Here is a 14,866-nt window from a genome sequence, read left to right as displayed (position 1 = left end):
TGGGATGAATCGCCACAAAAATTCACTCCCTCACCCTGCTAGACTGAGCATGGCCCCCATCATGTCTGAAGCCCAGAAAAAGTTCTATCTCACCACGCCGATTTACTACGTCAACGCGCGCCCGCACATCGGCCACGCCTACACCACCATCGCCGCCGACGTCATCGCCCGCCGTCACCGCCTTCTCGGCGACGACACCTTCTTCCTCACCGGCACCGACGAGCACGGCCAGAAGATCGAGCGCTCCGCCGCCGCCGCAGGCATCCCCCCGCAGCAGTTCGCCGACCAGGTCTCCGCCCAGTTCGAATCGCTCTGGAAGCGCATGGGCATCACCAACGACGACTACATCCGCACCACCGAACCCCGTCACAAAAAAGGCGTCCAGAAGCTCTGGAAGCTGCTCTGCGACCGCGAAAAGATCTACCTCAGCACCTACACCGGCCAGTACAGCGTCGGCGAAGAGATGTTCATCGACGGCCCTCCCGGCACCATCGGCCCCGACGGCAAACCCACCGAAACCGTCACCGAAGAGAACTACTTCTTCAAGCTCTCCGAATACCAGCGCCCCCTCATCGACCTCATCGAAAGCGGCGAACTCGACATCCAGCCCGAAGTCCGCAAAAACGAAGTCCTAAGCTTCCTCCGCGGCAACGTAGCCAATCAGCCTGTCATTCTGAGCGAAGCGAAGAACCCCCGCATCTCCTCCGAAGCGCCACTAAGCTCAACGGAGAGCACAAAGCCGGGTGCCCCAGGTCTGGACTCTCAGACCTGGGATGGATCACCCCAAAACTCTCCGCAGACCGCCATCGCTCACTCCGCCAAAGGCACCCCCTACGTCCCCGGAGCCCTCAAAGACCTAAGCATCTCCCGCAGCAGCTTCAAGTGGGGCATCCCCGTCCCCAGCGACCCCAATACAGAGAAAGACCACGTCATCTACGTCTGGCTCGACGCCCTCGCCAACTACATGACCGCCATCGGCTACGGCTCCGACGACCCCGCCGATCAGGAGAAGTTCAAAAAATACTGGCCCGCCGATCTCCACCTCGTAGGCAAAGAGATCATCCGCTTCCACTGCGTCTACTGGCCCGCCTTCCTGCTCGCATTGAATCCCGCGACAGCAGGCAAGAAACCCGAAGAAGTCCCTTTCGAAGTACATCGCGAGTGGGCCAAAGAGTGGCTACCAAAAGCGATCACCGCCCACGGCTGGCTCCTCTTCGAAGAGTCGAAGATGTCCAAATCCCGCGGCAACATCGTCCGCACCGAAACCATCCTCGACGCCTTCGGCTCCCTATTGACCACCCCCACCGAGGCAAGCCGTCGTGTTAAGGGCACGGCTTCAGCCGTGCCGCAAAGCGCCGCTGAGGTACCGTCGTCCTCCGAAGAGCCAACGCAGCCAACCAAAGCCGAACAAGACCTCTTCGCCTCCGACGTAGTCCGCTACTTCCTCCTCCGCGAAATCCCCTTCGGCCAAGACGGCAGCTTCAGCTTCGACGCTCTAGTCCAGCGCTACAACAGCGACCTAGCCAACGGCTACGGCAACCTCGTAAGTCGCACTTTTTCCATGATCGAGAAATATTGCGATGGGAAGATTCCGGAAGTGGTGCACCTACGCCCGTCGGTTACCGATGAGATTAAGAGTGGACTGTCACAGTTCAATCACCTGATGCTCGGAAATGAACTAAATAAAGCAATCGAAGGGGTTCAATATTGCATCTCGATTGTTGATATCGATCTCACTGCAAGTGCGCCTTGGAAACAAGGCCCCGGGGTCTCTGACGAATTTCAAAAATTGTATCGGGCAGATGTTTTGTATCCCGCCGCTGAAGCAATTCGTGTAATTACAGCGCTTCTTTATCCCATCCTCCCCTACGCCACATCCAAAGTCTGGGCGCAACTAGGCCTCGGCGACATCGAAGAAGCCGCCCGAACCGGCCAACTAAAAGACCTGAAGTGGGGAGGCCTAAAACCCGGCACCAAACTAGGCCCACTCTCCCCCATCTTCCCCAGAGCACCCAAGGAACTCATCCAGACAATGACCGACATGGAACAGAACAACGCCGCCAAGCCAGCCGAACCCGCAGGCCTCCCTCACGTCAATCTCGAGATCGACAACCCCGCGCACAACCACACCGAGTTCCGCGAGGCCCCCATCTCCTCCGAGTCCGCAACCCCATCCCTGAACCCCATCGCCGAATCGACCCACCCCGCCGCCGCTCCGCGCACCTCGGCCCTCGAAGAGCACAACCCCGGAGCCACCGTCGGCGGCAGCCACGCCGTCACCACCGAGCGCAACACGCCCTCCCACACCGAAGCCGCCGCCTCCGGCCTCTTCGCCAACGCAGCCGCCGCCTCCAGCATCCCCGACACCCCGCAGATCGCCATCGACGACTTCGTCAAAATCGACCTCCGCGTCGCCCGCATCATCGTCGCCGAGCGCATCCCCAAGGCCGACAAGCTGCTCCGCCTCGAGGTCGACCTCGGCTACGAAAAGCGCCAGATCCTCTCCGGCATCGCCCAGTGGTACACACCCGAGGAGCTGATCGGCCGCAACATCGTCGTCATCGCCAACCTCGCCCCCCGCAAGATGCGCGGCCTCGAGTCCCACGGCATGCTGCTCGCCGCCTCGCACGGCGAAGACGGCAAGCCCGTCCTCGCCACCTTCGGCGAAGAGATCGCCCTCGGCTCCCGCCTCAAATAGCTCATCCCACAAGCCCTGGGCCGACCGCAGCAACGCACCGGCTCAGGGAGCATCACTCTCTCCAGCGTCTTACATCCCCAAATTTTCACAGACGTTTACTTGACGCGCCTCACCTAAAGGCGCACTCTCCTTGCATCAGCACGCAGGAGACGAAGCCATGTTCAAAGTTCTCTCTAGCACCCTTCTCTTCGCCTCAGTCCTGGCCCTTCCTCTCGCCGCCCACGCCGACACCATCGACGACTTCGTCCTCACCGGCGGCGGCCAGACCATCACCTACTCCCTTCCGGCGACCTCATCCTTCCCCGACTTCTCGCTCTTCAACTTCTTCAGCGAGTCTGCTCCAACAAAGGTCGACGGAGTCTCAGTCGGCACAATCACGGGCTCTTATTACGTCATCGGAGCTTTTTTCCCCACTCTTGTGCTCGACACCCCGGACGCAGTCGGGAATCCAGGGCTCAATCTGTATGGCCCTAAATTCTTCAGCGTCGATTATGTACCCGCATCGAACCCTCTGCCATATCTGCCGTATGACGTAGTTCCGACCTTTACTCCCGGCACATACACCCTTGAGGACGACGGATCCCCCATCAATCCTCTATCGTCACCCATTCCCTACACCCTTACCATCACTCAAGAGACCGCAACCGCCACGACGCCCGAACCCTCCAGCCTCCTCTTACTGGCCACAGGTCTTCTCGCCTTCGCCGGACTAGCAGCGACACGGCGCCGCCATATCAACTCGATCAGCTAAAGTTTGTTTCGTCTAAAAGTCTGAAGACCGCACCGTCCTCAGACCCGCTCCACAGCCGACTCCTGCCCAATCGCAATCACGAAGTACTCTGCATTAACCGTGCCGATGTTCTTCAGTCCATGCATCTTTTCCGAGGCGGCAAAGATCACCCCACCCGGCCCAACCGTCTCTTTTTTGCCGTCGTTGTCGAACTCCACCGTGCCCACCCGAATCATCATGAACTCCGAGTGCCTGTGCTTATGCGGCGGATGCGGCATCTGTCCCGGCGGCAGCGTCGTCTCGTGCATCTCGACATACTCGCCCGTCGGCAGAACGCCCTGCGTCACATGCCTGCTCTCGCCACCGTTCTTCGAGTGACTCACCGGCAGCTTGTCAAACGGAAAAGCCTCAGACTCCGACAGCACCTTCGTTCCCGGCGGCGGCATCACCTGTGCCTCGGCTGACACACTCCCCATCGCTGCCAAGGCCGACAAGGCCACACAAAGATCACGGCGGTTCAAATTTTTCATGCCGCCATCTTACGCGTCAGTCGGGTCCTTCGCCAATGGATCCGCCGGAGCATCCGCACCGCCAAAGCGCGCCGACGGCTTCATCAGACGAGACAGTCCCGCCAACCCGATGATGCCCGTACCCAGCAAAAACAGCGATGCAGGCTCGGGCGTCAACGCCGTCGAGCTCGCATTCGAGCTGATCGCGCTCTGCGACAGATACCCGCTGCTAAAGCTCGTAGCCGCCAGCCCGGGATTGCTTCCGACCGCGCTGTTATAGAAGCCGTAGATCTGAAGCGTGGAGTTGCCCATCGTTCCAATGGAGGTTCCGCACTGCGCATACCCAAGGCAGAGATCGTAGTTACCGCTGGCATCAGCCGTCGTGTTGAAGAAGAGCGCGATCTGGCCGCTGTTATTCGTAGAGGTGATGTAGCTCTGGCCCAGTCCGTTATAGGCAAACGACAGCCACGACTGGTTGAAGGTCGGCAGCCCCGGATTGCTGAAGCTCGGATCGTTGAACGTCAGGTTCGCCGCCGTGACGTTGCCGATGCTGTTCAAGTCAACGGTGCCGGTCACCGCATAGCCGGCGACAAAGGCGTTGTCCAGATAATAGACACCCGGGGTAATGGTGCCGGCATGAGCGGCAACACCAAAGCTGAGAAGCGCGATCGAGAGGAGGCTGAGGAGGAGGCGACGCATAGTGTTTTTGCTCCCTGAGAGCAGAAGGACTGTGTAGAAGTTAACAGCAGAGTGTCCCAATTGTTGACACTATTTTCTACAACTTTGGTGCATGTCGCCCCTTCGACGGCACCTTCCAACCCTTCCTGCTGCCTCACTTCCTGTCAGCACTCCCAACATCTCCGCCAATCGCGATCACGACATACTGCGCCGGGACATTTCCTATATTTCTCACCTGGTGCAGAGTCCCAAACGCCACGTAGATCACCCCTCCCGGCCCGACTTTTTCAGCCTTGCCGTCATGGTAGAACTCGAGCGTCCCCTCCCTCACCACAATGAATTCCGAGTGCTCGATCCGGTGCGCCGGATTCGGCTGGATGCCCACAGGCTGCATCGACTCGTGCAGCGAGACGCTCTCACCCGTCGCCAGCGTTCCCTGCACGATGCTCCGGCTCTCCCCACCGTTCGCCATCTTTTTCACCGGCATCTGCTCAAAGGAAAACACCCTCGCCTGCGCGAGAGACTCACTCCCCTTCGAAGACGCCGCAGCCGTCCCCTGCGCCAGCCCCATGCCTCCGCTCAAAACAAGACCACCCAAAACAATGCTACCCACCCTCAACCAGCCGGTATTTTTCATGCCGCCATCCTACGACACCTCCAACACACCCTCGTCCCAAAATCACATCATCCCCACCAAACCAAACCACCACTAACTCACGTCATCTCGACCGAAGCAGTGGACAGTTTTATCGTCCGCTGCGCAGTGGAGAGACCCCTGTATTTGCACGTTCCCCCCAGCAAAATTCCAAGGGCTGTCAACCCCCAAAAAACAGGATCCATCACCCCAACAACAACAAAACAAAAGCTTTACCCCATCGAAATAAACTCCCATCCACTGCAAAACAGTTTCGTCCCATTCGCTAAAATAAAAGCAGGGACAAAGAACATCTCCCCCGATCCAACAACAAGTTAGACCTAAACCGTTTAGAAACAAGACTTTAGGAAATAAGTCCTTTGAATACAAGACTTTAGGACCAAAGTACACCGGGGGGGGGATACCTTCTATGAACTCGTCGCATTACCCTGAGAGCTGTCCATGCCTCTAATCGACTCGCACGCCCATCTCGACTTCTATACCGAAGACAGGCAGGAGGTTCTTCGCCGCGCCTTCGCCGCAGGCATCGACACCATCCTCGCCATCGGCATCGGCGAAGGCCCCGACACGATGCATCAGGCCCTCGAGATCGCTCACGCCGGCACCGGTCAGCCGCAGATCTACGCCAGCGTAGGTATCCATCCGCAAGAAGCCGCCAGGGCCGACAGCGAAGCCCTCGCCAAACTGGCAAAACTCGCCGCCGACCCAAAATGCATCGCCATCGGCGAGATCGGTCTCGACTACTACCACGTCGAAAACCCCGAGCCGCCGATTCAAAAACAGGCCTTCATCGCCCAAATGGAGATCGCAGCCGCCGCAAAGAAGCCCATCCTCATCCACTGCCGCACCAGCGAGCTGGCCACCGCAGAAGCCAAACAGAAGTACGGCGCAGCCGACGCCTGGGAAGACCTGCTAGCCCTCATCGCCGAACACTGGACGCCGCACAAACTCGGCGGCATCATGCACTGCTTCTCCGGCGCCGTCGAGCAGGCACAGCGCTCGCTCGACGCAGGCTTTTATCTTTCTTTCGCGGGAAACCTTACTTATCCCAAAGCGCAGACCATTCGCGACGCCGCAGCCGCCGCGCCTTCCGACCGCATCCTCGTCGAAACCGACGCGCCTTTTCTTGCGCCCATTCCGCAGCGTGGCCAGCGCAACGAGCCCGCGCTGGTCGTCCACACCGCCGAAACCCTCGCGAGCCTTCGCGGCATCTCATCACAAGAACTTGCAGCGATCACGACCGAAAACTTCCACCGCCTCTTCCCCACGACGGCCTGACATAATAAAAAGCACAATAGCAAAAATAAAAGTTCAAAACGCAGAGGAAAATATGGCATCCGACAATAGCTTCGACGTAGTCAGCAAAGTAGAACTTCAGGAAGTCAAGAACGCAATCGACCAGGCCAGCAAAGAAGTCCACGCCCGCTTCGACCTCAAGGACTCCAAGTCCAGCATCGAGCTTCAAGGTACCGACACCATTCAGCTCGCCTCGCAGAGCGAGTACACGCTCAAGGCCGTCATCGAGATCCTCTCGCAGAAGCTCGTCAAGCGCGGCGTCTCGCTCAAGAACCTCGAGTACGAGAAGATCGAGCCTGCCGCAAACTCCAGCGTCCGCCAGAAGATCAAGCTCATTCAAGGCATCCCTTCCGAGAAGGCAAAGCAGGTCGTCGCCCTCATCAAGGAGTCGAAGAAGAAGGCACAAGCCAGCATTCAGGGCGATACCGTTCGCGTCGTCAGCAAAGATCGCGATGTCCTTCAGGAAGTCATGGCACTGCTCCGCGGCAAAGATCTCGGCGTAGACCTCCAGTTCACCAACTTCCGATCCAACTAACACAGCATCGTCATACGCCCAACCTGATATTCTGAGATACGAGTGAGCACGCTCTCCATCGCGACTGCAGCCGAGGTCTTCGACCTCCTCCGAGACGACCTCGCCGCCATCGAGCGCGAGTTCGCCAAGCAGTCCGCGTCGAGGGTCGATGTCATCACGGATATCGCTCAATACCTCATCGCGGGCGGCGGCAAACGCATCCGTCCCCTGCTGCTGCTCCTCTCAGCCAAAGCGCTCGGCTGCGACAGCCACAGCCGCATTCGGCTGGGCGCGGTCGTCGAGATGCTGCACACCGCAACCCTCGTCCACGACGACATCATCGACGAGGCCGATACCCGCCGCGGCCGTCCGTCGTCGAACACGACGTGGGGCAATTCAAAATGCGTTCTCGCAGGCGACTGGCTCTACATGCAGTCTTTCGCGACGGCACTTGAAGAGCGCAACTTCCACGTCCTCGACCTCCTCATCTCGCTCACGCAGCAGATGGTCGAAGGCGAACTGTTGCAGATCGAAAAGCTCGGCCACCTGATCAACGAAGAAGAGTACTTCGACCTCATCTTCCGCAAGACGGCCTTCCTCTTCAAGGTCTCCATGCAACTCGGTGCCGCAATCACTCACGCGAATACCGATGTCGAATCTCAGATGGGCGAATACGGACGCAACCTCGGCCTCGCCTTCCAGATCGTCGACGACGTCCTCGACCTCACCGCTGCGGAAGACGTTCTCGGCAAGCCCGTAGCCTCCGACCTGCGCGAAGGAAAAGCCACACTCGCCGTCATCCACGCGCTCGAGCGCGGAACCGGAGCCGACCGCGAAGCCATTCGCACCGTACTGTCCGACCGCAGCTTCGAGCACGTCTCGCACCCGCAGATCCTCGAGATCCTTCACCGCCACGGCTCCATCGAGTACGCAATGGACACCGCCTGCGCCTACGCCGAAGCCGCTCGGCTCAGCGTCGCCGACCTGCCCGACTCCGAAGCCAAGCGCGCCCTGCTCTGGGTGCCCGGCTTCGTCACCACCCGCGACCGCTAGTGGCTGCTCTGTTCCCATTCGCACCAAAAAATACTCTGGGGATGTTCATGATGAAGACTTCGCTTTCACTGGCCGGCGGTTTGGCCCTGATGTGCTGCATCAACGCAGTTCCGACGCGCGCGCAGATTGCTCCACTGCCGACGCCCATGGCTGCCAACGCATCCGTCGCAGACCGCAGCAAAGCCCTGAACGCCCTGTTCGATGAGATCTGGCAGGACAAGCTGAAGCACTCGCCCGAGTACGCCTCTTACCTCGGCGACAAGCGCTACAACGACCAGCTTACGGACTACTCTGTGCAGGCCATCAATGCTTCGCTGGCGCGTGGACGCGGATACATCGAGCGACTGGGGATGATCGACACAACTGGCCTGCCCGATCAGGAAAAGCTATCGGCAGAGCTGATGATGCGCTCGCTGATCGACGACCAGGAAGCCGCAAAATTTAAAGAGTGGGAGATGCCGGTCAACCAGTTCAGCGGCTTCCACACCGATCTTGCACAGATGCCGAACGACCTGCCGTTCGACACGGTGAAGGACTACGACGACTACATCTCGCGCCTGCACAAGGTGCCAACGGCGTTCTCGCAGATTACGACGAACATGCAGATGGGCATCGACGAGGGTCGCATGCCGCCTGAGTATCTGCTTGAAAAAGTATTGGTGCAAGTGCAGACGCTGGCAGATCAGAAGCCGGAAGACAGCCCCTTTGCCCTGCCGCTCAAGAAGTTTCCCAAGACCGTTGACGCAACCGAACAGAAGCGCATCTCCGGCGAGTTGCTAAACGCCATCGCCACTGACGTTCTGCCTTCGTACCAACGGTTCGCGAAGTTCATGAAGGTGGACTACGTTCCGAAGGGACGCAAGGATCCTGGCGTGTGGGCGCTGCCCGATGGCGATGCGTACTATGCCTTTCGCATCCGCCAGAGCACAACGCTGAACAAGTCCGCAGCCGAGATTCATCAGATCGGCCTCGACGAGGTGAAGCGCGACGAGACTGAGATGCTGGCCATCGTGCACAAGTTGGGCTTCGCCGATCTGAAGAGCTTCAACGCAGCGCTGAAGACGAATCCCAAAGAGCATCCGACCTCGAAGGAACAGCTCATCGACGCTTACAAGGGATATATCGCACAGATGCAGCCCAAGCTGCCCGAGCTCTTCGGCACACTGCCGAAGGCGAAGCTCGAGGTCGTGGAGATGCCTTCGTACATCGCCAAGGATCAGGCAGAGGCCTTCTACGATCAGGGTAGCGCGGATGGAAAGCGTCCGGGCAAGGTTGATGTGAACACCTATAACTTCGCGGAGCGGTCGCTGGCCGGAGTCGAGGCCGTTGCCTATCACGAAGGCATCCCCGGCCATCACCTGCAAATCTCCATCGCGCAGGAGTTGACCGGCCTGCCCGAGTTCCGCAAACAGAATTACTACACGGCTTACACCGAAGGCTGGGCGCTTTACAGCGAGCGGCTGGGCAAAGAGATCGGCTTCTATCAGGACCCCTACAGCGACTACGGTCGGCTGGAAGCCGACATCTGGCGTGCGATACGCCTGGTCGTCGATACCGGCGTCCACTCGCAGCACTGGACGCGGCAGCAGATGATCGACTACTTCCACGAGCACACGGCGATGGACGACACCAACATTCAGGCCGAGGTCGATCGCTACATCGCATGGCCGGGACAGGCGCTCGGCTACAAGATGGGGCAGTTGAAGATTCTGGAGCTGCGCGACCGCGCCAAGACCGCGCTGGGGTCGAAGTTCGACATCAAGGCCTTCCACGATGAGGTGCTCGACTCGGGCGCGCTGCCGATGGACGTGCTCGATCAGCGCGTCAACGACTGGATCGCCGCGCAGAAAAAAGTAGCTAATTGATTTTAAACACTCTGTTAGCCTTTCTATATGAGCGACGAAACGTATGAAGTGGTGGCGCCGGTCCCGGTAATGCCTGGGCTGCGCGTAGCGATTCTTGGCACGGGCAAGATGGGCGGCATTCTGTTGCAGGCCTTTCTCAAGAACAATCTGGTCTCGCCGGACCAGATCTTCGCTACGGTGCACCATCCGGATCGCGCACAGGCACTGTCGGCACAGTTCGGCGTCGAAGTCACGACGGACAATCTGGCCGCGGCGCAACAAGCCGATGTCATCCTGCTCGGCGTCAAGCCGATTCAGGTGCCGGGCGTGATTGAGCAGATTAAATCCGCACTCTCGCCGGACAAGCTCGTGCTCTCCTTCGCGGCTTCGGTGACGACACGCAGCATCGAAGCCGCTGCCGGCCACGATCTCGGCGTCATTCGCGCCATGCCGAACACACCGGCGATGCTGGCTGCCGGAGTCACCGCGTTGTGCGGCGGCCGCTTCGTCTCAGAAGAGCAGATGGCCATCGCGCAGCGCATCTTTCAGACCGTTGGGCGCACCGTCGTCGTCGACGAAAAGCACATGGACGCTGTGACGGGACTCTCCGGCTCAGGCCCGGCATTTCTGTACATCATCATCGAAGCGCTCGCAGAGGCAGGCGTGAACGTCGGGCTGCCGCGCGATGTCGCTACGCTGCTCGCCGCGCAGACGACGCTCGGCTCCGCAAGGATGGTGTTGGAGACCGGATACCATCCGGCGCTGCTCAAAGACGCCGTAACCACTCCCGCGGGCTGCACGGTCGACGGCATTCTCGAGCTCGAAGAGGGCGGCTTGCGCGTCACGTTGATCAAAGCCGTGAAGCGGGCGACACAGCGCGCTAAAGAACTAGCCAAGGGCTAAACGAATATCGGTCGATGGCTCACTTGACGAATATCGACCGATATTTTTGCGCTGCGTAGAATAAAAACATGGCAACGGTTTCGGCTGAGACGATGAAGCGAACTCCCAAGGCGCTGGTGCGTTATGCCTGGGCAGTGGTCGCCTATAACATCCTCGTCATCCTCTGGGGCGCAATCGTGCGGACCTCCGGATCGGGAGCGGGATGCGGCGACAACTGGCCGCTCTGCAACGGCGACTTCGTTCCGCATCATCCGCGACTAGCTACGATCATTGAGTTTGCCCATCGCTCGATGTCCGGCATCAGCACCATCCTCGTGATCGGACTTGTGGCATGGACGTTCTATGCCACCAAGCGCGGGCACCGGGCGCGCCGAGCAGCCGTAGCATCCGCAATCTTTCTGGTGACCGAGGCCCTGCTGGGAGCGGTGTTGGTACTCGGCGGATACGTTCAGAACAACATCTCGACCGCACGCGTCATCATGCAGTCGATCCACTTCACCAATACCCTGATGTTCTTAGGATCGCTTGCCTTGACGGCCTGGTGGCTGGGCGCTCGGTCCCTCTCCTCCACTACCTCTGCTCACTCGAATAAAAGTCTGGCCGCACCTGCCTGGATAGCAATCATCGCGACCATCGCCACTGGAGCCACCGGAGCGGTGGCAGCACTCGCCGACACACTCTTCCCATCTCCGAGCCTGCTTGCAGGCTTCGCGTCGGACTTCGCAGCCAACTCCCCGCTGTTGGTTCGGATGCGCTGGGTGCATCCAGCAGCGGCAGTCGCCGGCTTCTGCTGTGTGATGTGGCTGGTATGGAAGCTGCGCTCGCAGCTCGCCTGGACTGTAGCGGCGCTACTGGGGCTGCAGTTCGTCCTCGGCATCGCCGACGTCCTGCTGTTGGCCCCTACGTGGATACAGATCGTTCATCTGCTGGGCGCGGACCTTTACTGGGTGGCGCTGGTCTGCCTGGCTGCCGAAGCGCTGTGGGGACAGACACACACGGCAGCTCTTGCAGAATAATCTCCGCTCTTCCCAATCAAAGGACTACTGCGGACTGTCGGGGTGGCCTTCTACCTTGTGAACGACGTGCTTCGTTCCCTTGGTCGTCTTGTGATAAGCCTTCTTCGTTCCATGTTTAGTCTTATCGTAGGCCTTCTCCGTGCCCTCCGACGTCTTGTGATAGGCCTTCTGCGTTCCGGTCGAGATACCGTGTCCGGTATCTTTAGCGGCGTCTTTGGTCTCTGTACCGGCGTGTTTCATGTCCTGCTTGGCCCCGTCCTGTGAAAAAGCAAAGGTCGATGACATACCAAGTGTCAGGATGCCTGCAAGAAGAAGAGTGCCTGTTTTGCGAATCTGCATATTTTGTCTCCATGAGCAGTGAGCGCGCTCATCTTTCAATAGATTCCCTCCCGCGCCTTTGAGTTGCAGGAAGCTATAGAGGCAAGATGGCAGACACCGCTGACGGCGGCGCAGGCAGCGGAACCTAAAACGATTTACTAATAGAAACCGCGCAGTCCTGCCCGAATTATTTACTGGCTGATTGAGAAGTGAATCCTGTATAGTGGCAACGAACGGAAATTATCGGAATACGCTTTCTGGCGGTTTTTTCCACTGCCGTGAAGTCCTTCCGCATGGCTCCGCCAGATACAAACAGCTTTGATCGAGAGGGTGCGGACGCCTCCCTGCCTGTGGGCATGGGCCGTTCGCCTGGGGCTTTGACTGATGCAGGCTTTTGCTGCTCTGCTGATGATGAAGGGGCAAATGACCAAACTTGCCCCGGTAGATATTCTGATTCTGGCGTTGTACTTCGCGCTGGTCGTATTCATCGGCTTCTATGCCAAAGGCAAAGCGAACACCAGCGAAGACTTCTTCCTGGCCGGGCGCGAGATGACGGCATGGATCGCGGGTCTGAGCTTCGTCTCCGCAAACCTGGGATCGCTTGAGTTGATGGGATGGGCGGGCGCAGCCTACCAGTACGGCATTCTGGCGACGCACTGGTACTGGATCGGCGCGATTCCCGCGATGCTCTTTCTCGGCATCGTGATGATGCCGTTCTACTACATCTCGAAGACGCATTCGGTGCCGGGCTATCTGCAACTGCGCTTCGGCGAACCCGCTCGCGGCCTCTCCGCCATCTCCTTCGGTGTGATGACCATCCTGATGAGCGGCGTGAATATGTACGCCATGGCCGTCGTCATGCAGACGGTTCTCGGCTGGAACATCAGCTTCAGCATCTGGGTCGGCGCGGCCACCGTCGCTCTGTACGTCATGCTCGGCGGCCTGCGCTCGGCCATCATCAACGAGGTCTTGCAGTTCGTCCTCATCTGGGCAGGCGCGGCGATGATTCCCATCCTTGGCCTGATCGAGGCAGGTGGATGGACCAACCTCAAGGCACAGATCGCCGTCAACATCGGCCGCAGCGACTACACCCATCTGTGGGCGACGCTCGGCCACTTCAAAGACAATCCCATGGGCGTGCACTGGACCGGCATCGTCTTTGGTCTGGGCTTCGTCATCAGCTTCGGCTATTGGACGACGGACTTCCTCGTCGTTCAGCGCGTGCTGAGCGCCAATAATCTGCGCGCTGCCAAGATGGCTCCCATCATCGGAGCGGCCTTCAAGATGGCGGTTCCCTTCATCGTCATCGTGCCCGGCCTGCTGGCGCTGGCTGTACTCAAAAACCCCGATGGCAGCGTGATGCACCTCGTTCCCGCGAGCGTCGCCAAGGTGACAGGACAACACAGTTACGACGACGTGCTTCCGCTGATGCTGATCCGCTACTGCGGTCCGGGTCTGATGGGGCTGGGTATCACAGCGCTGGTCGCCGGATTTATGAGCGGCATGGCGGGCAACGTCAGCGCCTTCTCCACGGTATGGACCTACGACATCTACGGCGCCTTCATCAATAAGAAGGCCAGCGACAAGCACTACGTCGCGATGGGCCGCTGGTCGACCGTCATCGGCATGTTGGTCAGCGTCGCCACCGCCTATCTGGTCATGAACGCGAACAGCATCATGGACTACGTTCAGGCGCTGTTCACCTTCTTCATTGCGCCGCTGTTCGGCACGGTCATCCTCGGCATGTTGTGGAAGCGCGCAACGCACGCAGGCGGCTTCTGGGGATTGCTTGCAGGCACTGTCTCTTCCATCGGAATGTTCATCTGGACGCATAGCGATCCCGGTGCGCTGCGCTATATCGCTCTCAGCGCCGATGCAAAGCCGATGGCCGAGAATCTCTATCGCGGTCTATGGTGCTGGCTGATCTGCGTCGGCGTCACCGTGATCGTCAGCTTGATGACCAAACCGGTCCCCGCCGAGCAGCTTGGCGGCCTGGTCTACGGCATCACGCCGATTCCGCACGACGGCTCGAAGACGCTTTGGCAGAAGCCGATGTTCTGGGCCATTGTGGTCATCACCGTCTTCTTTATTCTGAACCTGATGTTGTGGTAGGAGCTGGATTATGAATGATAAACACGATGTGGAGACAGCCGAGCTGTCAATCTGGTTCTTCTGCGGCATCCTGATGCTCGCCTACGGCGTGGTGTTGGTTGTTACGGGCATACTTGAATATCACAACCCTCCTCCGAATGAAATCCTGCTGCCATGGCTGCAATCGGTTCATCCGACGCTTTGGTGGGGTGTGGTCATGACCATATTCGGCGGCATCTACACCGCCAAATATTGGCCAAAGGGAAAGTTGTTCTAGTGCGCCGTGCGCGACTGGTTCCCTTGTCACAAATGCGCAACTCCGTTGTGTCATTCTGAACAGAAGGCACACTTGGATTTGCATGAGTTGATGAGTTCCTTGATGCTTACCGACAGGTAACGCATTCAGAAATTCACAATGCTAAATAGTGTGAAATCAACGCCCGTTTGAGGGTTTAACGAGAGAGATGGAGAAGGTGATGTCGAAGCGAATGACGATGGGCGTGGTGGTAGGCAATCGTGGATTTTTTCCGAGCCATTTGGCGACGAGCGGTCGGTTGGAGA

At 58.9% G+C, this 14,866-nt stretch carries 14 protein-coding genes; 10 read left to right on the top strand and 4 right to left on the bottom strand.

The genetic code is table 11. From position 1 onward, the window contains the following. The first annotated feature begins 49 nt into the window (after positions 1 to 49). On the top strand, positions 50 to 2,698 hold the full coding sequence (metG, locus tag IEW09_RS05745; RefSeq protein WP_229739130.1) for a methionine--tRNA ligase subunit beta: 2,649 nt from the start codon (positions 50 to 52) through the stop codon (positions 2,696 to 2,698). 157 nt (positions 2,699 to 2,855) lie between these two features. Next, positions 2,856 to 3,449: a PEP-CTERM sorting domain-containing protein gene (locus IEW09_RS05740; RefSeq protein ID WP_188553260.1), complete on the top strand. Its 594-nt coding sequence runs from the start codon at positions 2,856 to 2,858 to the stop codon at positions 3,447 to 3,449. 38 nt (positions 3,450 to 3,487) lie between these two features. On the opposite strand, the gene IEW09_RS05735 is transcribed toward IEW09_RS05740, so the two are convergent. The 3 genes from IEW09_RS05735 to IEW09_RS05725 form a co-directional block, all read right to left on the bottom strand. Further along, positions 3,488 to 3,958, bottom strand: a complete 471-nt coding sequence (locus tag IEW09_RS05735) for a cupin domain-containing protein (RefSeq protein WP_188553259.1) — start codon at positions 3,956 to 3,958, stop codon at positions 3,488 to 3,490. Positions 3,959 to 3,967: 9 nt separating this feature from the next. Continuing rightward, positions 3,968 to 4,636, bottom strand: coding sequence for a PEP-CTERM sorting domain-containing protein (locus IEW09_RS05730; protein WP_188553258.1), 669 nt, complete (start codon positions 4,634 to 4,636; stop codon positions 3,968 to 3,970). Between the two features lie 133 nt (positions 4,637 to 4,769). Further along, complete coding sequence (locus tag IEW09_RS05725) at positions 4,770 to 5,252, bottom strand: cupin domain-containing protein (protein WP_229739129.1); 483 nt, start codon at positions 5,250 to 5,252, stop codon at positions 4,770 to 4,772. A 459-nt stretch (positions 5,253 to 5,711) separates the two neighbouring features. On the opposite strand from IEW09_RS05725, the gene IEW09_RS05720 reads away from it, so the two are divergent. The 6 genes from IEW09_RS05720 to IEW09_RS05695 all read left to right on the top strand — a co-directional run bounded on the left by IEW09_RS05720 (position 5,712) and on the right by IEW09_RS05695 (position 11,896). Continuing rightward, positions 5,712 to 6,548: a TatD family hydrolase gene (locus IEW09_RS05720; RefSeq protein WP_188553257.1), complete on the top strand. Its 837-nt coding sequence runs from the start codon at positions 5,712 to 5,714 to the stop codon at positions 6,546 to 6,548. A 52-nt stretch (positions 6,549 to 6,600) separates the two neighbouring features. Then, positions 6,601 to 7,101 carry a YajQ family cyclic di-GMP-binding protein gene (locus tag IEW09_RS05715; protein ID WP_188553256.1) on the top strand — a complete coding sequence of 167 codons (501 nt, stop codon included), beginning with the start codon at positions 6,601 to 6,603 and terminating at the stop codon, positions 7,099 to 7,101. 42 nt (positions 7,102 to 7,143) lie between these two features. Beyond that, complete coding sequence (locus IEW09_RS05710; RefSeq protein ID WP_188553255.1) at positions 7,144 to 8,133, top strand: polyprenyl synthetase family protein; 990 nt, start codon at positions 7,144 to 7,146, stop codon at positions 8,131 to 8,133. Positions 8,134 to 8,180: 47 nt separating this feature from the next. Next, positions 8,181 to 9,998: a DUF885 domain-containing protein gene (locus tag IEW09_RS05705; protein WP_229739128.1), complete on the top strand. Its 1,818-nt coding sequence runs from the start codon at positions 8,181 to 8,183 to the stop codon at positions 9,996 to 9,998. Between the two features lie 27 nt (positions 9,999 to 10,025). After that, on the top strand, positions 10,026 to 10,880 hold the full coding sequence (gene proC / locus IEW09_RS05700) for a pyrroline-5-carboxylate reductase (protein WP_188553254.1): 855 nt from the start codon (positions 10,026 to 10,028) through the stop codon (positions 10,878 to 10,880). A 68-nt stretch (positions 10,881 to 10,948) separates the two neighbouring features. Further along, positions 10,949 to 11,896: a COX15/CtaA family protein gene (locus IEW09_RS05695; protein ID WP_188553253.1), complete on the top strand. Its 948-nt coding sequence runs from the start codon at positions 10,949 to 10,951 to the stop codon at positions 11,894 to 11,896. Positions 11,897 to 11,920: 24 nt separating this feature from the next. Here IEW09_RS05695 and IEW09_RS05690 read toward each other — a convergent pair whose 3' ends face one another. Then, entirely contained in the window at positions 11,921 to 12,235 is a 315-nt protein-coding gene (locus IEW09_RS05690; RefSeq protein WP_188553252.1) for a hypothetical protein, read from the bottom strand. Between the two features lie 402 nt (positions 12,236 to 12,637). Between IEW09_RS05690 and IEW09_RS05685 the strand changes: the two genes are divergently transcribed. Both IEW09_RS05685 and IEW09_RS05680 read left to right on the top strand, forming a co-directional pair. Then, positions 12,638 to 14,326, top strand: coding sequence for a sodium:solute symporter family protein (locus tag IEW09_RS05685; protein WP_229739127.1), 1,689 nt, complete (start codon positions 12,638 to 12,640; stop codon positions 14,324 to 14,326). A gap of 10 nt (positions 14,327 to 14,336) precedes the next feature. Then, the gene (locus tag IEW09_RS05680; RefSeq protein ID WP_188553250.1) at positions 14,337 to 14,582 is read left to right on the top strand and encodes a hypothetical protein; all 246 of its coding nucleotides are present in this window, start codon (positions 14,337 to 14,339) and stop codon (positions 14,580 to 14,582) included. The last annotated feature ends 284 nt before the right edge of the window (positions 14,583 to 14,866 follow it).

The sequence above is a fragment of the Edaphobacter dinghuensis genome, assembly GCF_014640335.1.
GTDB classification, from domain to species: domain Bacteria; phylum Acidobacteriota; class Terriglobia; order Terriglobales; family Acidobacteriaceae; genus Edaphobacter; species Edaphobacter dinghuensis.
Note: the sequence above shows the minus strand (reverse complement) of the source record. Positions and strands in the feature narration are given on the sequence as shown.

What these genes read in the sequence shown, in the direction of transcription:
- metG (WP_229739130.1), top strand. Translation starts at nt 50, where the DNA reads ATGGCCCCCATCATGTCTGAAGCCCAGAAAAAGTTCTATCTCACCACG.
- IEW09_RS05740 (WP_188553260.1), top strand. Translation starts at nt 2,856, where the DNA reads ATGTTCAAAGTTCTCTCTAGCACCCTTCTCTTCGCCTCAGTCCTGGCC.
- IEW09_RS05735 (WP_188553259.1), bottom strand. Translation starts at nt 3,958, where the DNA reads ATGAAAAATTTGAACCGCCGTGATCTTTGTGTGGCCTTGTCGGCCTTG.
- IEW09_RS05730 (WP_188553258.1), bottom strand. Translation starts at nt 4,636, where the DNA reads ATGCGTCGCCTCCTCCTCAGCCTCCTCTCGATCGCGCTTCTCAGCTTT.
- IEW09_RS05725 (WP_229739129.1), bottom strand. Translation starts at nt 5,252, where the DNA reads ATGAAAAATACCGGCTGGTTGAGGGTGGGTAGCATTGTTTTGGGTGGT.
- IEW09_RS05720 (WP_188553257.1), top strand. Translation starts at nt 5,712, where the DNA reads ATGCCTCTAATCGACTCGCACGCCCATCTCGACTTCTATACCGAAGAC.
- IEW09_RS05715 (WP_188553256.1), top strand. Translation starts at nt 6,601, where the DNA reads ATGGCATCCGACAATAGCTTCGACGTAGTCAGCAAAGTAGAACTTCAG.
- IEW09_RS05705 (WP_229739128.1), top strand. Translation starts at nt 8,181, where the DNA reads ATGATGAAGACTTCGCTTTCACTGGCCGGCGGTTTGGCCCTGATGTGC.
- proC (WP_188553254.1), top strand. Translation starts at nt 10,026, where the DNA reads ATGAGCGACGAAACGTATGAAGTGGTGGCGCCGGTCCCGGTAATGCCT.
- IEW09_RS05695 (WP_188553253.1), top strand. Translation starts at nt 10,949, where the DNA reads ATGGCAACGGTTTCGGCTGAGACGATGAAGCGAACTCCCAAGGCGCTG.
- IEW09_RS05690 (WP_188553252.1), bottom strand. Translation starts at nt 12,235, where the DNA reads ATGCAGATTCGCAAAACAGGCACTCTTCTTCTTGCAGGCATCCTGACA.
- IEW09_RS05685 (WP_229739127.1), top strand. Translation starts at nt 12,638, where the DNA reads ATGACCAAACTTGCCCCGGTAGATATTCTGATTCTGGCGTTGTACTTC.
- IEW09_RS05680 (WP_188553250.1), top strand. Translation starts at nt 14,337, where the DNA reads ATGAATGATAAACACGATGTGGAGACAGCCGAGCTGTCAATCTGGTTC.